The sequence below is a fragment of the Melghiribacillus thermohalophilus genome, from assembly GCF_004342905.1.
GTDB classification, from domain to species: Bacteria; Bacillota; Bacilli; order Bacillales; family Alkalibacillaceae; genus Melghiribacillus; species Melghiribacillus thermohalophilus.
Map to the genome: position 1 here is coordinate 13,301 of NZ_SMAN01000004.1, position 18,345 is coordinate 31,645.

Genomic DNA, 18,345 nt, shown 5'->3' on the forward strand with positions numbered 1-18,345 from the left:
TCTCGTTCGTATTCGCAGTTTTTCTGCTTTACAAAGACCGGGAAACATTTTTGATAAAAGGAGAAACAGAGAACCAGGAAAATCAAGCCGGGTGCCGGCTCCAAATGAGCCATAAAATAGAATGAACCCGATTGGAAGCCATTTTTATATTGGAAATCAAGAAAAGATCAGAATGGATAGTATACGTGTTGAAGAGGTTCGTATTAAGACATTTTCCAGGCTTGTCAGTCAGTTGGAGTCTGACTATTTATGAACACCGCTGAAAAACAGCAAAAAACCCTGAAACCTTGTGACAGGAATTTCAGGGTTTTTAAATAACCAATGTTATTAACGAGAGTAGAATTCAACAACGAGCGCTTCGTTGATTTCAGATGGCAACTCTGAGCGTTCAGGATAACGGTTGAAGGTCCCTTCCAGTTTTTCCTCATCAAAAGAAAGGTACTCTGGAACAAAGTTGTTTACTTCTACAGCTTCCTTAATCACATCAAGATTACGGGATTTTTCACGAACGCCGATTGTCTGCCCGGGTTTTACGCGGTAAGATGGAATGTCTACACGGCTTCCATCTACTGTGATGTGACCATGGTTAACAAGCTGACGTGCCTGACGGCGTGTACGTGCTAAACCAAGGCGATATACTAAGTTATCCAGGCGAGATTCAAGGAGAATTAAGAAGTTTTCACCATGAACCCCTTTCATTTTGCCTGCATCTTCAAAGATGCGGCGGAATTGACGTTCGTTAATTCCGTACATAAAACGCAGCTTTTGTTTTTCTTGAAGCTGAAGACCATATTCAGAAAGTTTTCTTCTCTGGTTTGGACCATGTTGTCCCGGTGGATAAGGACGTCTTTCCAATTCTTTCCCTGTACCGCTCAAAGAAATGCCATAACGACGGGATTTTTTCCAAACTGGACCCCTATAACGGGCCATTGGCATTTCCTCCTTTATTGTCAGATTTGCATAAAATAAAAACAGCGTGTCCCTTTCACGATGCCCATTTTGTTTTCATGTATCTTCGCTCCGGCAGCAGAGAGTTACGGGATACACCTCTTGCATGAGGAACAAAATGGATCCATCGCTGGTCCACATAAGCCGCCTTTTATTTTACACAAAAGCTATTATAGTGATTTTAGTATGATAAGTCAAGTGTTCGAGGGAAAACGGGCATGTGTGATAAATTATTCTTCATTTATTTCCTGTACAAATGTGATAAAATGAAAAAAGTACCAGGCAAGAATTCCTATTTTAATTTTGATTAATCCAGGGTGATGTATAGATGAAAAATAAGGCAGAGCCAAACTTATATATAATGGAACAGTTACGGAACCAATTTTATGAACTGATGACGGTAAAATCCCATATAAACTTTCAGTACTTTGCTCGGGATCTAGCCGGGATTATTCGGGACCTTACAGAAGCAAAAACCTGTGCCATCTACCTGAAAAATGAGTATACAGATACTTATGAGCGGTATGGGAAGGATATATCAGATGAAGAACTGGAAAGCCATGATGTACCTGGAAGTGGGATGCCGGATGAGGGAGTTCATGACCAGCATCAAGAATACCGCCTTCCGCTTCGAATAGAGAATAAAGATTATGGATTTCTTTTGCTCGTTTTTGACAGGGACAAATCGATTGAGGGGTTTCGGAATCTCTTACAGGACATTTCCAGGGAAACGGTTCGTGTCCTTGTACGAATAAAGGGTTTTTTTGCCGTTTTGAATGAAGAGAAAAAATACGAGCAGTTGTACCGGGTTACGTCAAAGTTTCATGCTTCGATCAGGATGGAAGATGTTTTGAATGAAATGATTTTTACACTGGAACAGATTTATCCTGATTTCGAATATCATTTATACTTGTCCCAGGATGATGCCATTCATGAACAATTGCCGATTCGAATCATATCTTTTGATTTAGAGCAGAAAGATCATGCCAGTTCCCGGGCATACCTTACCGGTGAGATCCAGCTGGAGGACAGGAGAGGGGAAAGACAATCCTGCCTGTATGCACCGTTAAAGGGGAAGCAGGGAGTTTATGGAGTACTGGAGATTCTAGCTCCAGAGTCCGTGTTTTTCCCCGAAAAGGACATTGAATTCATTTCTCTGCTGGCCAATACAGCCGGGAATGCACTGGAAAATGCGAGATTATACCAGCAATCCAAAAAGCTAGTTGAAGATCTTCAATTGATTAACCGGACTTCTCAGCGATTAAATATGAATTTAAGCCTGTCTGATACGATCTCATTTATCTCGAAACAGACGCTGGAAAGTTTTAAAGCTGAAGAAGTCGGGGTTTTATTATATGTCAACCATGAATGGAACGATTATGAATTGCAGACAGGTAGCACCGCATATTTTTTCTCTGCAGAAGGAAAGCGGTTTGTTCAATTTTTAAACGGTCGTTTTGAGAAGGAGAAGGATCCTTTATTTATCGGGGATTTTGCAGCCAAATTCCCTGACTATCCTTTTGGGTTTCAGTCGGTTATGGCGATACCGATGATTCAGGATAAAAAGATGATTGGATTAGTGGTCGTGCTCCACAGGAATTCCTATCACTTTTCATTCGAAACGTTCAAACTGTTTCAATCGATTGTGCAGCATTCGGCTCTGACCGTGATCAATTCCATGCTCAAAGAAGAACTGGAACAGCTCGTAAAAACAGATTATTTAACCAAATTATTTTCTCGAAAATATCTAGATGAATCTTTGCATCAGCATATGAAGACAGGTCAAAAAGGCGCGTTTTTAATGATGGATATTGATGATTTTAAGCAGGTAAATGACCAATATGGTCATCATGTGGGGGATCAGATTATCATTCAGGTTGCGGAAGTGATTAAAAACCATATTGCTTATAAAGATGTAGCAGCGCGCTGGGGCGGGGAAGAACTGGCTGTTTACATTCCAGATGCTACACTTGAAGAAGCGCAAGACTTAAGCGAGCGGATTGTCCATGCTGTTGCCGGACAAACCCGTCCGGCAGTAACGGTTTCTTGCGGTGTATCCTACTGGAATAACGGTGAGCAGGATCAAGTAAAAGACGTATTTATTCGCGCTGACCGTGCCCTTTATGCTGCAAAAGAAAGCGGGAAAAATTGTGTCCGAACGCAGTATGATTTGGAGTTATAACGTATGAAAAACACTTATCGTGATTGCCCGGTCATGTATGAAATGGCCGGGCAATTTAATTGTTTAAGGAGCAATCGTTTATGACCTTCCAGGTGCTTTACATCCATCCGTCAAATATAGTGTTCCAGAATTGAAACAAATTGTTCCAGATAGGTTTGATCCAATTCGTCAAAACGGCTTTTTACAGGGCTATCGATGTCGAGCACCCCGTACAGCTGGTTTTCCCTGTAAATAGGGATCACGATTTCTGACTGGGTGGCCGCATCACAGGCAATGTGTCCGGGGAACTGATGAACATCGGCTACCCGCATGGTTTTTTCTTCTTTAATTGCTGCTCCACAAACTCCTTTTCCATAAGGTATCCGGACGCAGGCAGGTAACCCCTGAAATGGGCCCAGTACCAGCTCGCCTTCTTTCCACAGGTAAAACCCCACCCAGTTAACATCGTCCAGAAATTGATTTAAGAGTGCTGAAGCATTTGACAGGTTGGCAATCGTATCTTTCTCATCCTCAATCAAAGCCTTGAGCTGTTTTAAAACCAGCTGATAATTTTCTTCTCTTGAACCGGTATAGTTTACGACATGAAACATGGTATTAACCTCCTATTCATCATTTAGCCTGTAAAACATTGTTGTAATGACGCACGACGTGTCATTATATCTTGAACAATTTGTAAAGGAAAAACCTGTGCGAAAGCGAAATATGATTACAGAGAAAGGAGTGATTCCTTTGAAAGAGCACAGCACGAAACAGAAAGTACAACATGCAGCCAGGGAATTATTTTACCTGAAAGGGTTTCATGGTACCTCCCTGAGGGATATCGCCAAAAAAGCAAACGTCAATGTTTCACTGATCAGCTATTATTTTGATCATAAACAGGGGCTTCTGGAAGCCCTGATGATTCAGTATTATGAACATTATTTAAGAGAAATCGAAGAGGTCCAGCAACAATATAAAGGAAAAAATCCGGTAGAGGCCATCGTCCGACTAGTTGAGGCCATTATACACTATAAACAAAAAAATCATCAATTCACCTGTTTTATCCAGAGGGAACTGACGCTGGACAACATGCTGGTCAGAGAAATGCTCGTAACCTATCTCGCCAGGGAAAGGTATGTAATCGAAAATGCTTTTCTTGATCTTCTGGAGAGCCAGCCTTATAACCAGATGGAGAAAAAATGTTTACTCGTTCAATTTAAAGGAATGTTAAACAGTCCGTATTTTATGCCCCATGAATGGCTGGATTATGTTCGATGGGATGGCAGCCATCAAAGTTTTGTCAATCATTATACAAAGGTGATCCGGCGATGGCTGGAATCTCTGTATGTGGCATAAAAAAGCCTCCAATTGAACTAGATTTTTCCTTTAAAAACCATGTATAATAAATATAGTATATAATATTGTCATTATGAGAAGATTTTTGAAAATATTTAGCAAAAATTGGCCAATACATGGTATCATATTTACAATAGTAGACGATTGGATTTCAGGGGCACAGCTCTGAAGGGAGAAGAGTTAGGAGGCTTTTTATGGAGTACATCATCGGAAGTTTGCTTGTTATCGTTTTATTGATTTTGTATGGTCTTTTAGTACGTAAACGAATTTATGACCGGGTGGATCAATTGGAAGAACATAAAATGGAACTTATGAATCGGAATGTTACCGATGAATTATCTAAAATAAAAGACCTTACGTTATCCGGTGAAACTCAGGCACGTTTTGAAAAATGGAGAACAGAATGGGACAAGATTATTGATCTCAAACTGCCAGATATTGAGGAGGAGCTTTTTGATGCGGAAGAAGCTGCTGACCGCTATCGCTTCCGTACAGCCAAACGGATTTTAAAAGATGTTGAAAGCACATTAGCGGAAATTGAAGCCTCCATTGATCAGATGTTTAAAGAAGTGGAATATTTGCTCGACTCCGAGGAGAACAGCCGCAAAGAAGTGGAAAATCTCCGCCCGAGCATAAAAGATATCAGAAAAAAGCTTTTACAGAACAGGCACTTGTTTGGAAAAGCAGAGGTTGCTTTTGAAGTGGAAGTGGATGAAATCGAAGAAGAATTAACACGGTGCGAAGATCTCACCGAAAATGGTGATTACATAGAAGCGAGTGAACGGATCCAGCTCCTTCATGACCGTATTCACAAGCTGAACAAAGACATTTCCCGTTTTCCTGAGTTATATAAATTATGCAAGCAGGAACTTCCTTCTACACTTGACCGCTTATCTTTCGGTTTAAAAGAAATGAAGGAACAGGGGTTCCGCATCCATAAATATGGTTTTGAGAAAGAGATCCACAAATTTCAGGAGAAACTGATTAAACTAGTTGAACAACTGGAAAAAGCCGAAATCAATGAAGTTGAACACCACATTCAAGAAATGGAAGAACAAACGCAAGAAATGTTTGAACAGCTGGAAAAGGAAGTCTACGCGAAAAAATATGTAGATCATCATTTTCATAAAATTTCTGCTCAATTATCGTCTGAAAAGGAGAAGTGGCAGCAAACGAAAAAAGATGTCACCATTCTGGAAGAGACGTATCATATCGACGACCCTGATTATGAAAAACATGTCAATCTGGAAAAATGGATCGATGAGTTAAGTAAACAGGCAGTAAAGATCAAAAAGGATCTTGAAAATAAGGATGAAACGTATGTCAGTATCCAGGAAAAGATGGAAAGCTGGCTAAAGCAATGGGAAGCGCTTCAAGAAGAACACCAGCAATTTCAGGATCGTTTGAAGTCTCTTCGCAGGGATGAGCTTTCAGCCAGGGAAAAACTTTCAGAAATGAAGAAACAATTGTTGGATGTGAAAAGAAGACTGCAAAAATCAAACATCCCGGGCGTACCTGAATATATTATGACGACGCTTGAACATGCCAGTGATGCCATCGGTAAAACCGATCAGACTCTTCAGGAACACCCCTTGGATATATCAAAGGTGCAACACGCATTGAGCAAAGCAGAAAAGCATGTACATACCACAAAGGAACAAATCGAGGATCTCCTTGAGCAGGCGGAACTGGCCGAATATGTGATTCAATATGCTAACCGGTATCGGAGTCAGTATCCGTACCTTGCTGCCAAATTGGCGGAAGCGGAAAATGCATTCCGAAGTTATGAATATGAAGTTGCCCTCGAGCAGGCAGCAGAAGGACTGGAAGATGTCGAGCCAGGTGCGATCAAGAAATTGGAAGAGATTTTGCAGACCGTTCAGACAAACTAAATAAGGCGGGATGAATTTGCAAAAGTGGATATTCGTACTACTTACTGTATTTACTGTATCAATCTGGTTAGCGGCTGTCTGGCTTTTTTTAACGATAGATGTGTCACCTAAAATGGTTCATTTTCACAGTGAATCCGTTCGCCACTTAAGGTTAGATATTACACAAGAAGATCTTGATCGGATTGCTGAAGTCAGAAGGCTTCAGGAAAAGGTTATCCCGGAAGGAATACCTTCCCGGGACAGCTCCGGCATTACCCATCAGTGGCTCGGATCGGTTACCGAACAAAAGGAAGTATCCATTGATTTTCTCCTTGAGTCTTTAAATATTGAAGTGGACTAGCAGTAGAAACTGTCCCTGTCATTCAGGGACAGTTTTTCTGTCTCTTTTTCCTTTAGATGAAGGTTGGACCAGAAAACGGTTAATTTTCCATAATGGAGTCAACCCGGATGTAAAAGAAAATGGATTTCTAGTCGAAGTCCATTTTGGGCTATATCCATGCTTTTTTGAAAACCTAACACACTTCAGAGAAACGATAAATATTTTTATTTCCACATGAAGTATGATATTATATTTCATTGCAAAATGATAAAAAGGAGTCCAGGCCCATGATTTATTTGGATAACAGCGCAACCACCCGTCCGTATCCAGAAGTTCTGAAAAGTTATCAAAAAGCTGCTTCTCAATATTATGCTAATCCATCTTCCATCCATCATTTTGGTGGAGAGGCCGAGCAGTTACTCAGCCGGGCTCGTAACCAGGCAGCAGCTCTTCTGGACGTGGAAGAAGAAGAAATCATTTTTACATCCGGCGGTACAGAAGGTAACAACTTAGCCATTAAGGGAATTGCCCTTGAACATCAGAATCGGGGAAGACATATTATCACATCACAGATTGAACATCCTTCGGTACTGGAAGCATGTAAAGCGCTGGAGTCAATGGGCTTTGAGGTGACATATATACCAGTGGATCATTATGGAAAAGTGAATCCTGATGATATCCAAAAAGCAATCCGTCCTGATACGATTTTAATTTCCATCATGCATGTCAACAGTGAACTTGGCACGATCCAGCCTATTGACCAAATCGGCATGATTGCCGATCAATATCCAAAATTATTTTTTCATGTGGATCATGTACAGGGACTTGGAAAAGTTCCCTTACATTTAAAAAAGGCTAGAGTAGATTTATGCACGATGTCAGGCCATAAAATTCATGGTCTGAAAGGAACAGGAATACTTTATGTGAGAAAAGGAATAAAGCTTCACCCTTTATTACACGGAGGGGGGCAGGAACGAAATCAGCGTTCCGGCACGGAAAATGTAGCTGGAGCTGTATCGATGGTAAAAGCCATGCGTCTGATTTTTGAAGAACAAAATCAGCAGTTCCATCATCTGAAAAGCTTATCCCGGCAATTAAGAGAGTGTTTAAAACAGGATGAGAGGATCAGGATTAATTCCCCTCAAGATGGAGCCCCTCATATTGTGAATCTATCTGTACCGGGCTTCAAACCGGAAGTCATCATTCATGCCTTAGGCAAAAGAGATATTTATATTTCAACGAAGTCTGCCTGCTCATCAAAGCATGCTGATGAAAGTGCTGTCCTTTCAGCCTGTGGGCTTGATCCTAAATACACAAAATCGGCCCTGCGAATCAGTTTTTCTTATTTAAACACAGATCAGGAAGTCCAGACATTTTGTACAACTTTTCGAGACGTGTTACACGAATTAAAAGAGGTAATGGGGTAGATAATATGCAGTACGATCATATCGTGATCCGATATGGAGAAATGTCGCTAAAAGGAAAAAACAGAAAGCATTTCATCGCACAGCTAAAGGAAAATTTGCAGAAAAAGCTGTTTGAATTTCCAGATGCACAACTGTACAAAACGAGAGACCGAATGTACATTCAATTAAATGGAGAGAACCATGAAAAGGTGATGGAGAGATGCCAGGAGGTTTTTGGCATTCAATCTTTGAGCCTGGCCATCAAGGTCCCAAACGACCTTGATGAAATTAAAAAAGGGTCTTTATACGCCCTTACCGAAAACAAGGAAGCCAGGACGTTTAAAATCACCACCAAACGTCCCAATAAGCAATTTCCCCATGGTTCTCAGGAAATGAATCAGATTCTTGGGGGATATCTGCTGTCAAATTCAGAAGGTTATCAAGTGGATGTACATGAACCAGATGTTGAAATCCGCGTTGAAATTCGCCATGATGCTGCTTATATTACATCGAGGAAAGTTCCAGGTGCAGGAGGATTGCCTGTTGGAACAACCGGGAAAACCCTTCTCCTGTTATCCGGCGGGATTGACAGCCCCGTTGCAGGGTATCTTGCCATGAAGCGGGGCGTATCCCTTGAGGCGATTCATTTTTTTTCACCGCCGTATACAAGCGAGCGGGCTAAACAGAAAGTTCTTGATCTGGCTCAGGTTTTAACGAGGTATGGACATGACATAAAACTGCATATTGTTCCATTTACCAGACTCCAGCAAAAAATTTACCAGTATATTCCAGAAGGTTACGCCATGACTGTTATGAGAAGAATGATGCTTCGGATCGGGGAGGAACTAGCTAAAAAACGCAGCATTTTATCTCTGACAACCGGTGAAAGCCTGGGGCAGGTTGCCAGCCAGACGATGGAAAGCATGAATGTGATTAATGAAGTGACAAATTATCCGATTATACGCCCGCTGGTTGCTATGGATAAACTGGAAATTATTGATATTTCCAAAAAAATTGGCACTTATGATATTTCCATTCGACCATATGAGGACTGCTGCACGGTTTTTGTTCCTAAACAGCCAAAAACGAGACCGCGAAGAGAAAAAATCCATCAGTTTGAAGACCAGGTTGATTTTTCTAAAGAATTACAGGAGGCAGTAGACGGTATCGAAACGCTTACGTTTAAAGAGGAACAAACAGCAACAGAGAACAAATTTGATGATTTATTGTAAACGAATCAGATAAGAAAATCTGCCAGAACCGAACTACATGAAATTTCCTTAATATGATCTGCATGATATCCTCCTTGTTACAAAACATATAAACAACAAGGAGGTGATAATACATGGCAGGCCAAAATAGCCGTAATACAAACCAGCTTCTTGTACCTGGAGCCGAACAGGCACTGGACCAGATGAAAACCGAAATTGCCCAGGAGTTCGGCGTTCAGCTTGGTGCTGAAACAACTTCTCGCGCCAACGGTTCTGTTGGTGGTGAAATTACTAAACGATTAGTATCCATGGCCCAGCAGCAAATGAGCGGGCAACCACAAAATCAACAGCAGCAGCGATAACTACAATATAATAAACATGGCTTTTAAAAGGGCAGGATTCCCTGCCCTTTCATAATACCTGCATGGAGAGGGGAATGAACATGGGAAAGCTATGGTATGGCGGGACGATTTACACCATGGGAAGGGAAGGTGAAACGGTAGAAGCCGTTTTTACAGACAGGGGGAAAATTGTTGATACAGGCAGGAAGTCGGTTCTTGAAAATCAATATAAACATAAAATTGAACATCAAATCGATCTTCAAAATAACGTGATGTACCCTGGATGGATTGACAGTCATTTACATATTATTGGTCATGGGGAAAGGCTGCTGCGTCTCGATTTAGCATATGTCCAATCACCACAGGAATTAATGCAAAAGATATGGGAAAAAGATCAAACTTTGCCTGCGGATGAATGGTTAATCGGGGAAGGTTTTAATGAAAACCAGTGGGATGAGCCCCGAATCATCCACCGAAGGGAAATTGACAGGATCTGCCCCGATCGCCCCGTTGTATTAACACGGGTGTGCCGGCACGCATTAATCGCCAATACAAAGGCGATGGAACTTGCAGGAATTACCCGGAACACCTGTAATCCCCAGGGCGGATTAATCGATCGGGATGAACAAGGAGAACCTACCGGTTTTTTTCTGGATCGGGCACAGGATCTCATCAGACAGGCGATGCCGGTGGTAAACGATCAATATTTAGAAACAGCCATCAGCTTAGCTGTGGATGATTTAGTTCAACATGGCATTGTTGGTGGCCATAGTGAAGATTTAAATTATTATGGTGGATTTAATCGGACCTATCACGCATTTTTATCCTCCATAAACGGTAGAGAACGAAAATTCAGAGCCCATTTGCTTGTTCACCACGAAGTCATCGATGATATGGAGAAAGCAGGTCTGGATTACAAGAAAGGTACAGAATGGATTGAGATGGGGGCTATGAAAATTTTCGCAGATGGTGCACTCGGTGGGCGAACAGCCTGGCTGTCTGAGCCGTACGAAGATGAACCGGACACAACGGGAGTAGCTATTCATTCAACTGAAGACCTGGAAAAACTGATACAACAAGCAAGGCAAAAAACATTACCGGTTGCTGTTCATGCCATTGGAGATAAAGCAGTCGAAACCATCGTAGAATTATTACAAGCATACCCCGTTGATCAGGGGAAAAGGGACCGGATTATTCATGCCCAAATAATGCGAGATGATTTATTTAAAAAAATGAAATCTTTGAATCTAGTAGTAGATATTCAGCCGACCTTTGTCACTTCTGACTTCCCCTGGGTGCTTGACCGCATCGGCAAAACAAGGGCAACACACGCTTATCCCTGGAAAACATTCATCAAACACGGAATCGTTTGTGCCGGTGGCTCCGATGCACCGATCGAAGAGATCAATCCGTTAAAAGGGATTGAAGCAGCGGTTGTACGAAAATCCGATCATGATGGCAAAATTTACGGGGAATCCGAACGGCTAACTCCTTATGAAGCCGTTTCCCTCTACACAAAAGGAGCCGCCTATGCAATTGGAAATGAGCATAAACAGGGAAAGATCAGGAAGGGCTTTCTGGCTGATTTCACGATATTAGATCGGGATCTTTTTCAAATCAATCCTGAAGAAATTTCAAAGGCTCAAGTTCAGATGACCGTAATCGATGAGACCATTGTTTACCAGAAATAATACATCAGCTGCCTCAGAACCATCTGGTTCTACAGGCAGTTTTTTTTTGTTTGGCAAGGAAAACCATCGGCTGATGCGGATTGCTGTGTGTCCAGTAGTGAGAGCCCCGAGTTCCCTGAGTTGCATCGGTTCTGCTTTGATCACAGCCGTTTCCCTGCAAGTTATCCTCGTCTTCGGTCTTTAGCGGGGTTTTGCGTTTTTCTTTCATGATCCCCATGCGCATGTTCATTAAGGTATCAAAAAGTGCAAAGAATTTCTGCCAATATGAGCAAGCCTCATGTTTAATTTTTCGAAAACAGAAAATAATGGTAGTGAAAAGAGGTGAAGGTCTTGTTCCTGAGTATTCTGTTGATCTTATTGCCTTTATTTGTTCTTATCCTTGGGTTAACACGCCTGTATATTCAAATTGACTATATTTTTAAAGAAGGGGAGAGTGAGCTGTCTATTAAGGTTCAGTTCTGGCGTTTTATACGCTTAAAGAGGGAGATCCCCATAGAATTTGATTCTGAACGTTGGCGGATGGTAACGATGGAAAAGACGAAAATGAATCAAAAGGATCTAAATGAGAAAGAGAAAGATTATAAACCCCATGATTTTGTGAAACGTGTAAAAAAGGGGCAGCAAATGGTCAAACAAATCTATCACGCCAATGTAGTAATCAAAAAATTTTTAAGCAAAATCCGGGTGCATTCCCTGAGGTGGAATACCCGAATTGGATTACATGATGCCAGTACTACTGGAAGACTAGCCGGTGTACTCTGGTCCATAAAAGGATCGATGGCGGGCATCATCTCCCATTTTATGAAACTGATGAAACGGCCTGAAATCCATGTTGAACCTGAATTTCAAAAAACAGTCATTGAAACAGACTTCCAGTGTATGATTTCTTTTCGAATCGGGCAAGCTATGTACGCCATGTTACGACTCGTTCGGCGTTTTAACCGAAATCAGGCTGCAAAAAGACAAACAGGATAACGAAAGAAAGGAGTATGAATGATGAATGAACATCCAATACAGGGGTTAATGACAACCGCCCTGGAAAGTTTAAAAGAAATGATTGATGTCAATACCATTATTGGCGATCCCATTGAAACACCCGATGGCAAAACCGTCATTTTGACCGTATCAAAGGTTGGTTTTGGATTTGCAGCAGGCGGAAGTGAATTTCAGATGCAGGATTCCTCTCAAAAAGGCGATGGAAATGGAAGTATGCCATTCGGAGGAGGAAGCGGCGGAGGGGTATCCATTACACCGATTGCTTTTTTAATTGTCAATCCAGCAGGAGTACAAACCATTCACCTTGATGAAAGCACACACATCTATGAGCGAATGTTGGACCTTGCTCCCCAGGCCGTAGAAAAAATACAGGAAATGCTGAAAAACCGTTCCAATCAGAAGCAGAGTCAGAATCAAAATCCTTAAAAGAACCCCTGAGGAAAAAACCGTCATCCATACAATGGGATGGCGGTTTTTTAAAGATGAATTAGTCTCCTGTACTGTTTTCTGGTGACGCTGGCCGTCTCTCGTAAATTTCAAACATCTTTATTTTATGTTAGCTCCGGCATCCAGCCACTCGAGCTGCTTCTGTCCTGCTCTTATGGCGGTAGTTTCCCTCCGCAGGTCCTCAATAGCAATTGGGCCTATGAAGGGAGCCTTCCCTTTTCTTGTTTGTGATTGGTCTGAATCATTGCTACAATAAATAAGCTAGAGATTTACCAGAGGGTGAGGAGGGTATACATATGAAACAGGAAAATGTAGAGCACCTTTTTAAGTGGCTTGATCAAGCCGCTTCACAAATGGAGAAAAACATGAACATGACCTATTTGGAAGGCTTAGTCACAGCCGGAAATTGGCTGTTTGATCCAAAAGACGAATATTCAGAAATAGTTGCTCATATGGAAGAGCCTGATCTGAATGATTATAAAAAAGAAGAAATCCGCAAAGGATTGCAGCTGGCCATATTAAAGGGAATGAAAGGAGCTACGCAGCAGCACCACTATATCACCCCGGATTCGGTGGCCATATTTATCGGCTATTTAGTTCAGAAATTTTATACCCAGGCGAAACAAATGACCATATTTGATCCGGCCTGTGGAACTGGAAACCTCTTGAGTGCTGTGCTGAATCAGCTTTCCCAGAAGGTTGTAGGCTATGGCAGTGAAATCGATTCCACTCTGATTCAGCTGGCTTACATAAATGCCAATTTACAAAAAAACACCATTGAATTATTCCATCAGGACAGTCTTCGCCCTCTTTTGCTCAATCCGGCAGATGCAGTCGTTTCGGATCTTCCGGTCGGCTATTATCCGGATGATCAAAACGCTAAAAACTTTGAGTTAAGAGCGGAGGAGGGACATTCTTATGCACACCATTTATTTATTGAACAGAGTTTGCAGTATACAAAAGAAGGAGGATATTTATTTTTTTTGATTCCTAATTTTTTATTTGAGAGTGATCAGGCGGACCAATTGAATACCTTTATTCACAAACATGCTCATATTGTTGGTCTTCTTCAGCTGCCGAAATCCATGTTTACGTCAGAAAATCAGGCAAAAAGTATTTTTATTCTTCAGAAAAAAGGTCAGGACACCCAGCCGCCAAAAAAGGCACTGCTTGCTGATTTGCCTTCCTTTAAAGATGTTCATGCGATGAACAATATGCTGAATAAAATTCAGGAATGGTTTCAAAAGGATTATCATTGATGGCAGAGGCCTGTCTTCCTTATTTTCACGGGAGGCGGCCTTTTAAAAAAGCTGTATACTTTTCATACGTGGACGGCCAAATCTTTGGAAATAATTCTTTTGTTTTGCACCAGTATCATATTTCTTAAATGTGGTAAAATGGAATATAATCTGATTGCTCTGGCACTGATTGAGGAGGGTGGACGGATATGAGTATGGATCAGGCAAAAAATGCTCTGCGAGAATGGGAAAAGCAGAACCGAAGCTATGAAACCAGCGATTTTGAAATGCTGTATGACATGTGGGTTCGTCAGGCATTCGGAAAACTCAATTCCGGGATTCAGGAACGATTCTTTGAAAAAATAGATGATTGGATGCTATATACATACACATTTTTGCAGGGAACAGCTGCCCAGAATGAGGCAAAAGAAAGGATCTTGCAGGCAGGACGTATTTTTAATGCGGAAATCGAAAAGGTTGAGGATATGAAATCATTGACCATAGATGAATTGACCTATTTAGCGGAACAGCAGTGTTCGAAAGGAAAACTTTACTCTTTTGCCCAGGGCGGATTGACTGGAGCAGGCGGATATCTTTTATTAGGCATAGATTTTCCTTTGATGATTGGGCTTAACCTTCGCACAATTCAGTTAGTTGGCTATACATTCGGTTATGAAATGAATCATCCATACGAAATGGTTCTGGCGTTAAAAGTTTTTCACGGTGCTACGCTGCCTAAACGATTGCGAATGAACGCGTGGTCCCATCTGAAAAAAGAAATTACCACGCATACGCCTTATATTTATGACGGAGAAGATCAGCTTACCGATGAAAGCTGGTTAGAGCAACCATTGCGTCAAATCTTTAAATCTGTGCTCATCCTGATGTTCCGTAAAAAGCTATTTCAGGGTCTTCCCCTCATCAGTATAGGAATTGGAGCTTTTGCCAACTATTCTCTGTCCAGACAGGTCACGGATTTTGCCATGAAAATTTATCAGTATCGTTATTTGCTGGAACATGGAGAACTGGAAGGATAATGGTTTGTATTCGTATTTCTGATTTACCACCGAAAAAGCTCCCGGCCTGAGATGGCCGGGAGTTTCAAGAATGGGTTCAGCAGTCCCGTTGTTTTACGGTAAGTCGTTCAGAAGACCGGTATAGGATCCACAGTTCATTGATCATGGATGCGAGCTCGCTGATCTCATCATTCAATCGGCAGGAGATGCCAAAATTCATTTCATGATTCAACTGGTCCTGTTTCTGCTCAATTTGCCTTTCCAGCTGTTTAATCCTGTCCGGAATCATTCCCCGAATCTTTTCCCATTCCCCAAGTATGTACTCCTGTTCCTCTTTTGTGTATTCATTCCAGTCTTTTTCCAGATCAGGAACGGGAATATTCAATCTCGGATGCTTCACAAACCATTTCTGCATGCCATCACACCTTAAGAACGTACCACAAGCACATCTACCTCAGCATAACGGGTAATATGTTCAGAAACACTTCCGATTAAAAAGCGCTCCACCGCATTCAGTCCAGTCGCTCCACATACAATCAAGTCAGCTTTAAATCGCGGTGCCACATCTTTCGGAATTTTCACCCTTGGAGAACCATACTCCAGATCAATTTTTACATCTCTCAGTCCTGCATCCTCTGCCTTTTCCCTGTATTCATTGAGCAAATCTCTGGCGAACTTTTCGCTTTGTTCCGCAATCGTTCGGTCATAGGCCTGCAAAGGAGCATACGCACGTGTGTCGATGACATGGGAAATGACCAGTTCAGCGTGATTTCTTTTTGCGATATCAATGGCTTTATTCAGTGCACGCTCGGCTTCCTCAGAACCGTCAACAGCAACTACAATATGTTTGTATTCAAATGCCACGACATTTTCCTCCTTTTTGCCCTTTCGGCACCCGCATCTGTGCAAACAACAGAGATGTCCCCTTCATCAATATCCCGGAAGTTTTGAACCAAAACGGGTCACTCAGGCTTTTCTTTATTTTTTATTATATCATTCGCAGATAGGATATGGAAAAACTTTCGTGAGGAATTTGTGACATACTTCGTTACATTAAGGAGTAGGAGGTGAAATCGATGGACAAATCTGAACGGAAACAGGTTAAGCCACGTGATCAAGAATCTGAAGACAGACTGACGGTAACGAAACAGATTCAGGACAGTTACAAGAGTGGCATTGAAGAAAATGATACAGAAGACTGATGGTTTGTGCTTTTGTTTAACCCCTGCACCGGATTATGATATGATAAAATCAATGAATCGGTCAATTGAAATGGTTTAGATGGGAGAGGCTGTCTTATGGCAAGACATGCACTGGTAACTGCAGGAACGAAGGGACTGGGCAGAAAAGTAACCGAGCTTCTGCTGCAAAACGGTTATACCGTTACAGCCACTTTTTTTTCCGATGGGGAAAAAGCCCGGGAACTGAAAAAATCTTTTCCGCAATACCAGGAACAATTGCAAATTGTCAGGGCAGACGTGACAAATAAAGAGGATTTGAAGCGCCTGGTCGATCAGGCTTATGAAGTGTTTGGGAGGATTGACTGTTTAATCAATAACGCCGGACCTTATATTTTTGAACGGAAAAAACTCATTGATTATTCGGAGGAAGAATGGAACCAGATGGTTCGCGGCAACTTAGATAGTGTATTTTATTTGTTAAAATGGATTCTTCCCATTATGCGCAGGCAAAAATTTGGCCGGGTGATCAATTACGGTTTTCAGGGGGCCAATGATGCATCCGGCTGGATTTATCGATCTGCTTTTGCGGCAGCTAAGGTGGGACTCGTTTCCTTAACGAAGACAGTCGCCTATGAGGAAGCGGAATACGGCATTACCTCGAATATGGTCTGTCCGGGAAACATTGTGGGAAACATGAAAGAAGCATCTATTGAGGAAAGCAGAAAGCTCAAAGATGAACACACGCCTATTGGACGTTCTGGGACCGGTGAGGATATTGCGAGAATGATTTTGTACTTATGTGATGAAAATTCGGATATGATAACCGGGTCGGTCATTGAAGTGACCGGGGGACTTGATGTTATTCATCGTTATCGGTAAAAAAGGGAAAATCATCATCTCTAATGAAAAGGCTTACATCCAGGAAAATCCATGTCATTTTCAGACTTCCTTTTTGTCTGGTTCAGTGTTATAGTATTATCGTTTACATAAACCATCAAAAATGATGTATTGAAGGAGGTTTCCAGCATGAAAATTGGGGTACCAAAGGAAATAAAAAATAATGAAAATCGGGTAGCGTTAACCCCGGCAGGAGTCATGACACTAAAGAAAGCCGGACATGAGGTATTTATTGAAACAGGAGCTGGTTTAGGTTCTGGATTTACGGACGAGCAGTATACAGAAGCAGGTGCTCAAATCGTAACTACAGCAAAGGAAGCCTGGAGTCAGGAAATGGTTATGAAAGTAAAAGAGCCTCTTCCTGAGGAATATGACTATTTCTATGAAGGATTAATTTTATTTACCTATTTGCACCTGGCTGCCGAGCCGGAGCTGACCAAAGCCCTGATTGAGAAAAAAGTGGTTGGGATAGCTTATGAAACGGTTCAGCTGGATAACGGATCCCTTCCGCTTCTGACACCGATGAGTGAGGTTGCTGGCCGGATGGCTACTCAGATCGGTGCGCAATTTTTAGAAAAACCTCACGGAGGAAAAGGGATTCTGTTAGGCGGAATTCCTGGAGTGCGCCGTGGAAAAGTGACGATTATTGGCGGTGGGGTTGTGGGAACCAATGCTGCGAAAATTGCCGTTGGACTTGGAGCAGATGTAACTATCGTTGACTTAAATCCGGATCGTCTCCGGGAGCTGGATGATATTTTTGGATCTTCCATTAATACACTCATGTCCAATTCATTAAATATTGCTGAGGCAGTAAAAGAATCTGACCTCGTTATCGGTGCAGTATTGATTCCAGGAGCAAAAGCGCCAAAACTTGTTACTGAGGACATGGTCAAAGAAATGAAAAAAGGTTCCGTCATTGTGGATGTAGCAATCGATCAGGGTGGCATTGTAGAAACGTCTGACCGTATTACTACCCATGATAACCCAACTTACGAGAAGCATGGTGTCGTTCATTACGCCGTTGCGAACATGCCGGGTGCCGTACCACGCACTTCAACCATTGGGTTAACAAATGTGACCGTGCCATATGCTGTTCAGCTTGCCAACAAGGGATATAAGCAAGCATGTCTGGATCATGCTGCTCTGAAAAAAGGCATTAATACCTTAAATGGGTATGTGACCTATCAGGCGGTAGCGGAAGCTCATGGTCTAGAGTATGAAAATGTGGACTTGCTGTTAAAATAA

At 41.9% G+C, this 18,345-nt stretch carries 20 protein-coding genes; 15 read left to right on the forward strand and 5 right to left on the reverse strand.

Features of this window, described 5'->3' with window-relative positions; genetic code table 11:
* Nucleotides 1–327: 327 nt before the first annotated feature.
* Nucleotides 328–930, reverse strand: coding sequence for a 30S ribosomal protein S4 (gene rpsD / locus EDD68_RS04795; RefSeq protein ID WP_132371118.1), 603 nt, complete (start codon nucleotides 928–930; stop codon nucleotides 328–330).
* A 346-nt stretch (nucleotides 931–1,276) separates the two neighbouring features.
* Here rpsD and EDD68_RS04805 point away from each other — a divergent pair, with 346 nt between their 5' ends.
* Nucleotides 1,277–3,130, forward strand: coding sequence for a sensor domain-containing diguanylate cyclase (locus tag EDD68_RS04805; RefSeq protein WP_132371120.1), 1,854 nt, complete (start codon nucleotides 1,277–1,279; stop codon nucleotides 3,128–3,130).
* Between the two features lie 110 nt (nucleotides 3,131–3,240).
* Here the strand turns inward: EDD68_RS04805 and EDD68_RS04810 are convergent, their stop codons facing one another.
* The gene (locus EDD68_RS04810) at nucleotides 3,241–3,720 is read right to left on the reverse strand and encodes a GAF domain-containing protein (protein ID WP_132371121.1); all 480 of its coding nucleotides are present in this window, start codon (nucleotides 3,718–3,720) and stop codon (nucleotides 3,241–3,243) included.
* Nucleotides 3,721–3,778: 58 nt separating this feature from the next.
* Between EDD68_RS04810 and refZ the strand changes: the two genes are divergently transcribed.
* From refZ to EDD68_RS04845, 7 genes are all read left to right on the forward strand, one after another.
* Nucleotides 3,779–4,465, forward strand: a complete 687-nt coding sequence (refZ, locus tag EDD68_RS04815) for a forespore capture DNA-binding protein RefZ (protein WP_243646757.1) — start codon at nucleotides 3,779–3,781, stop codon at nucleotides 4,463–4,465.
* 194 nt (nucleotides 4,466–4,659) lie between these two features.
* On the forward strand, nucleotides 4,660–6,357 hold the full coding sequence (ezrA, locus tag EDD68_RS04820) for a septation ring formation regulator EzrA (RefSeq protein WP_132371122.1): 1,698 nt from the start codon (nucleotides 4,660–4,662) through the stop codon (nucleotides 6,355–6,357).
* A gap of 16 nt (nucleotides 6,358–6,373) precedes the next feature.
* A complete protein-coding gene (locus tag EDD68_RS04825; RefSeq protein WP_132371123.1) occupies nucleotides 6,374–6,697 on the forward strand; it encodes a hypothetical protein in 324 nt (107 codons plus the stop codon).
* Nucleotides 6,698–6,963: 266 nt separating this feature from the next.
* Nucleotides 6,964–8,103, forward strand: coding sequence for a cysteine desulfurase family protein (locus EDD68_RS04830; protein ID WP_132371124.1), 1,140 nt, complete (start codon nucleotides 6,964–6,966; stop codon nucleotides 8,101–8,103).
* Between the two features lie 5 nt (nucleotides 8,104–8,108).
* Nucleotides 8,109–9,314 (forward strand): tRNA uracil 4-sulfurtransferase ThiI, encoded by a 1,206-nt coding sequence (gene thiI, locus EDD68_RS04835; protein WP_132371125.1) that lies wholly within the window; start codon nucleotides 8,109–8,111, stop codon nucleotides 9,312–9,314.
* 113 nt (nucleotides 9,315–9,427) lie between these two features.
* Nucleotides 9,428–9,655, forward strand: a complete 228-nt coding sequence (locus tag EDD68_RS04840) for an alpha/beta-type small acid-soluble spore protein (protein WP_132371126.1) — start codon at nucleotides 9,428–9,430, stop codon at nucleotides 9,653–9,655.
* An 80-nt stretch (nucleotides 9,656–9,735) separates the two neighbouring features.
* A complete protein-coding gene (locus tag EDD68_RS04845) occupies nucleotides 9,736–11,325 on the forward strand; it encodes an amidohydrolase (protein ID WP_132371127.1) in 1,590 nt (529 codons plus the stop codon).
* A gap of 13 nt (nucleotides 11,326–11,338) precedes the next feature.
* On the opposite strand, the gene EDD68_RS04850 is transcribed toward EDD68_RS04845, so the two are convergent.
* Nucleotides 11,339–11,533: a hypothetical protein gene (locus EDD68_RS04850; RefSeq protein WP_132371128.1), complete on the reverse strand. Its 195-nt coding sequence runs from the start codon at nucleotides 11,531–11,533 to the stop codon at nucleotides 11,339–11,341.
* Nucleotides 11,534–11,673: 140 nt separating this feature from the next.
* Here EDD68_RS04850 and EDD68_RS04855 point away from each other — a divergent pair, with 140 nt between their 5' ends.
* The 4 genes from EDD68_RS04855 (at nucleotide 11,674) to EDD68_RS04870 (ending at nucleotide 15,043) form a co-directional block, all read left to right on the forward strand.
* Nucleotides 11,674–12,300 carry a DUF2953 domain-containing protein gene (locus EDD68_RS04855; protein ID WP_132371129.1) on the forward strand — a complete coding sequence of 209 codons (627 nt, stop codon included), beginning with the start codon at nucleotides 11,674–11,676 and terminating at the stop codon, nucleotides 12,298–12,300.
* A 21-nt stretch (nucleotides 12,301–12,321) separates the two neighbouring features.
* The gene (gene ytfJ, locus EDD68_RS04860) at nucleotides 12,322–12,747 is read left to right on the forward strand and encodes a GerW family sporulation protein (protein ID WP_132371130.1); all 426 of its coding nucleotides are present in this window, start codon (nucleotides 12,322–12,324) and stop codon (nucleotides 12,745–12,747) included.
* A 317-nt stretch (nucleotides 12,748–13,064) separates the two neighbouring features.
* Complete coding sequence (locus EDD68_RS04865; protein ID WP_132371131.1) at nucleotides 13,065–14,027, forward strand: class I SAM-dependent methyltransferase; 963 nt, start codon at nucleotides 13,065–13,067, stop codon at nucleotides 14,025–14,027.
* A 188-nt stretch (nucleotides 14,028–14,215) separates the two neighbouring features.
* The gene (locus EDD68_RS04870; RefSeq protein ID WP_132371132.1) at nucleotides 14,216–15,043 is read left to right on the forward strand and encodes an EcsC family protein; all 828 of its coding nucleotides are present in this window, start codon (nucleotides 14,216–14,218) and stop codon (nucleotides 15,041–15,043) included.
* A 76-nt stretch (nucleotides 15,044–15,119) separates the two neighbouring features.
* On the opposite strand, the gene EDD68_RS04875 is transcribed toward EDD68_RS04870, so the two are convergent.
* Nucleotides 15,120–15,437, reverse strand: coding sequence for a hypothetical protein (locus tag EDD68_RS04875; protein WP_132371133.1), 318 nt, complete (start codon nucleotides 15,435–15,437; stop codon nucleotides 15,120–15,122).
* A gap of 11 nt (nucleotides 15,438–15,448) precedes the next feature.
* A complete protein-coding gene (locus EDD68_RS04880; RefSeq protein ID WP_132371134.1) occupies nucleotides 15,449–15,886 on the reverse strand; it encodes a universal stress protein in 438 nt (145 codons plus the stop codon).
* Between the two features lie 212 nt (nucleotides 15,887–16,098).
* Here EDD68_RS04880 and EDD68_RS15565 point away from each other — a divergent pair, with 212 nt between their 5' ends.
* The 3 genes from EDD68_RS15565 (at nucleotide 16,099) to ald (ending at nucleotide 18,345) form a co-directional block, all read left to right on the forward strand.
* Nucleotides 16,099–16,224: a hypothetical protein gene (locus EDD68_RS15565; RefSeq protein WP_279388235.1), complete on the forward strand. Its 126-nt coding sequence runs from the start codon at nucleotides 16,099–16,101 to the stop codon at nucleotides 16,222–16,224.
* Between the two features lie 96 nt (nucleotides 16,225–16,320).
* On the forward strand, nucleotides 16,321–17,082 hold the full coding sequence (locus EDD68_RS04885) for an SDR family oxidoreductase (RefSeq protein WP_132371135.1): 762 nt from the start codon (nucleotides 16,321–16,323) through the stop codon (nucleotides 17,080–17,082).
* 147 nt (nucleotides 17,083–17,229) lie between these two features.
* A complete protein-coding gene (gene ald / locus EDD68_RS04890; RefSeq protein ID WP_132371136.1) occupies nucleotides 17,230–18,345 on the forward strand; it encodes an alanine dehydrogenase in 1,116 nt (371 codons plus the stop codon).

Coding starts and splice junctions, on each gene's coding strand:
- rpsD (WP_132371118.1), bottom strand. CDS start 930: ATGGCCCGTTATAGGGGTCCAGTTTGGAAAAAATCCCGTCGTTATGGC.
- EDD68_RS04805 (WP_132371120.1), top strand. CDS start 1,277: ATGAAAAATAAGGCAGAGCCAAACTTATATATAATGGAACAGTTACGG.
- EDD68_RS04810 (WP_132371121.1), bottom strand. CDS start 3,720: ATGTTTCATGTCGTAAACTATACCGGTTCAAGAGAAGAAAATTATCAG.
- ezrA (WP_132371122.1), top strand. CDS start 4,660: ATGGAGTACATCATCGGAAGTTTGCTTGTTATCGTTTTATTGATTTTG.
- EDD68_RS04830 (WP_132371124.1), top strand. CDS start 6,964: ATGATTTATTTGGATAACAGCGCAACCACCCGTCCGTATCCAGAAGTT.
- thiI (WP_132371125.1), top strand. CDS start 8,109: ATGCAGTACGATCATATCGTGATCCGATATGGAGAAATGTCGCTAAAA.
- EDD68_RS04840 (WP_132371126.1), top strand. CDS start 9,428: ATGGCAGGCCAAAATAGCCGTAATACAAACCAGCTTCTTGTACCTGGA.
- EDD68_RS04845 (WP_132371127.1), top strand. CDS start 9,736: ATGGGAAAGCTATGGTATGGCGGGACGATTTACACCATGGGAAGGGAA.
- EDD68_RS04850 (WP_132371128.1), bottom strand. CDS start 11,533: ATGAAAGAAAAACGCAAAACCCCGCTAAAGACCGAAGACGAGGATAAC.
- ytfJ (WP_132371130.1), top strand. CDS start 12,322: ATGAATGAACATCCAATACAGGGGTTAATGACAACCGCCCTGGAAAGT.
- EDD68_RS04865 (WP_132371131.1), top strand. CDS start 13,065: ATGAAACAGGAAAATGTAGAGCACCTTTTTAAGTGGCTTGATCAAGCC.
- EDD68_RS04870 (WP_132371132.1), top strand. CDS start 14,216: ATGAGTATGGATCAGGCAAAAAATGCTCTGCGAGAATGGGAAAAGCAG.
- EDD68_RS04875 (WP_132371133.1), bottom strand. CDS start 15,437: ATGCAGAAATGGTTTGTGAAGCATCCGAGATTGAATATTCCCGTTCCT.
- EDD68_RS15565 (WP_279388235.1), top strand. CDS start 16,099: ATGGACAAATCTGAACGGAAACAGGTTAAGCCACGTGATCAAGAATCT.
- EDD68_RS04885 (WP_132371135.1), top strand. CDS start 16,321: ATGGCAAGACATGCACTGGTAACTGCAGGAACGAAGGGACTGGGCAGA.
- ald (WP_132371136.1), top strand. CDS start 17,230: ATGAAAATTGGGGTACCAAAGGAAATAAAAAATAATGAAAATCGGGTA.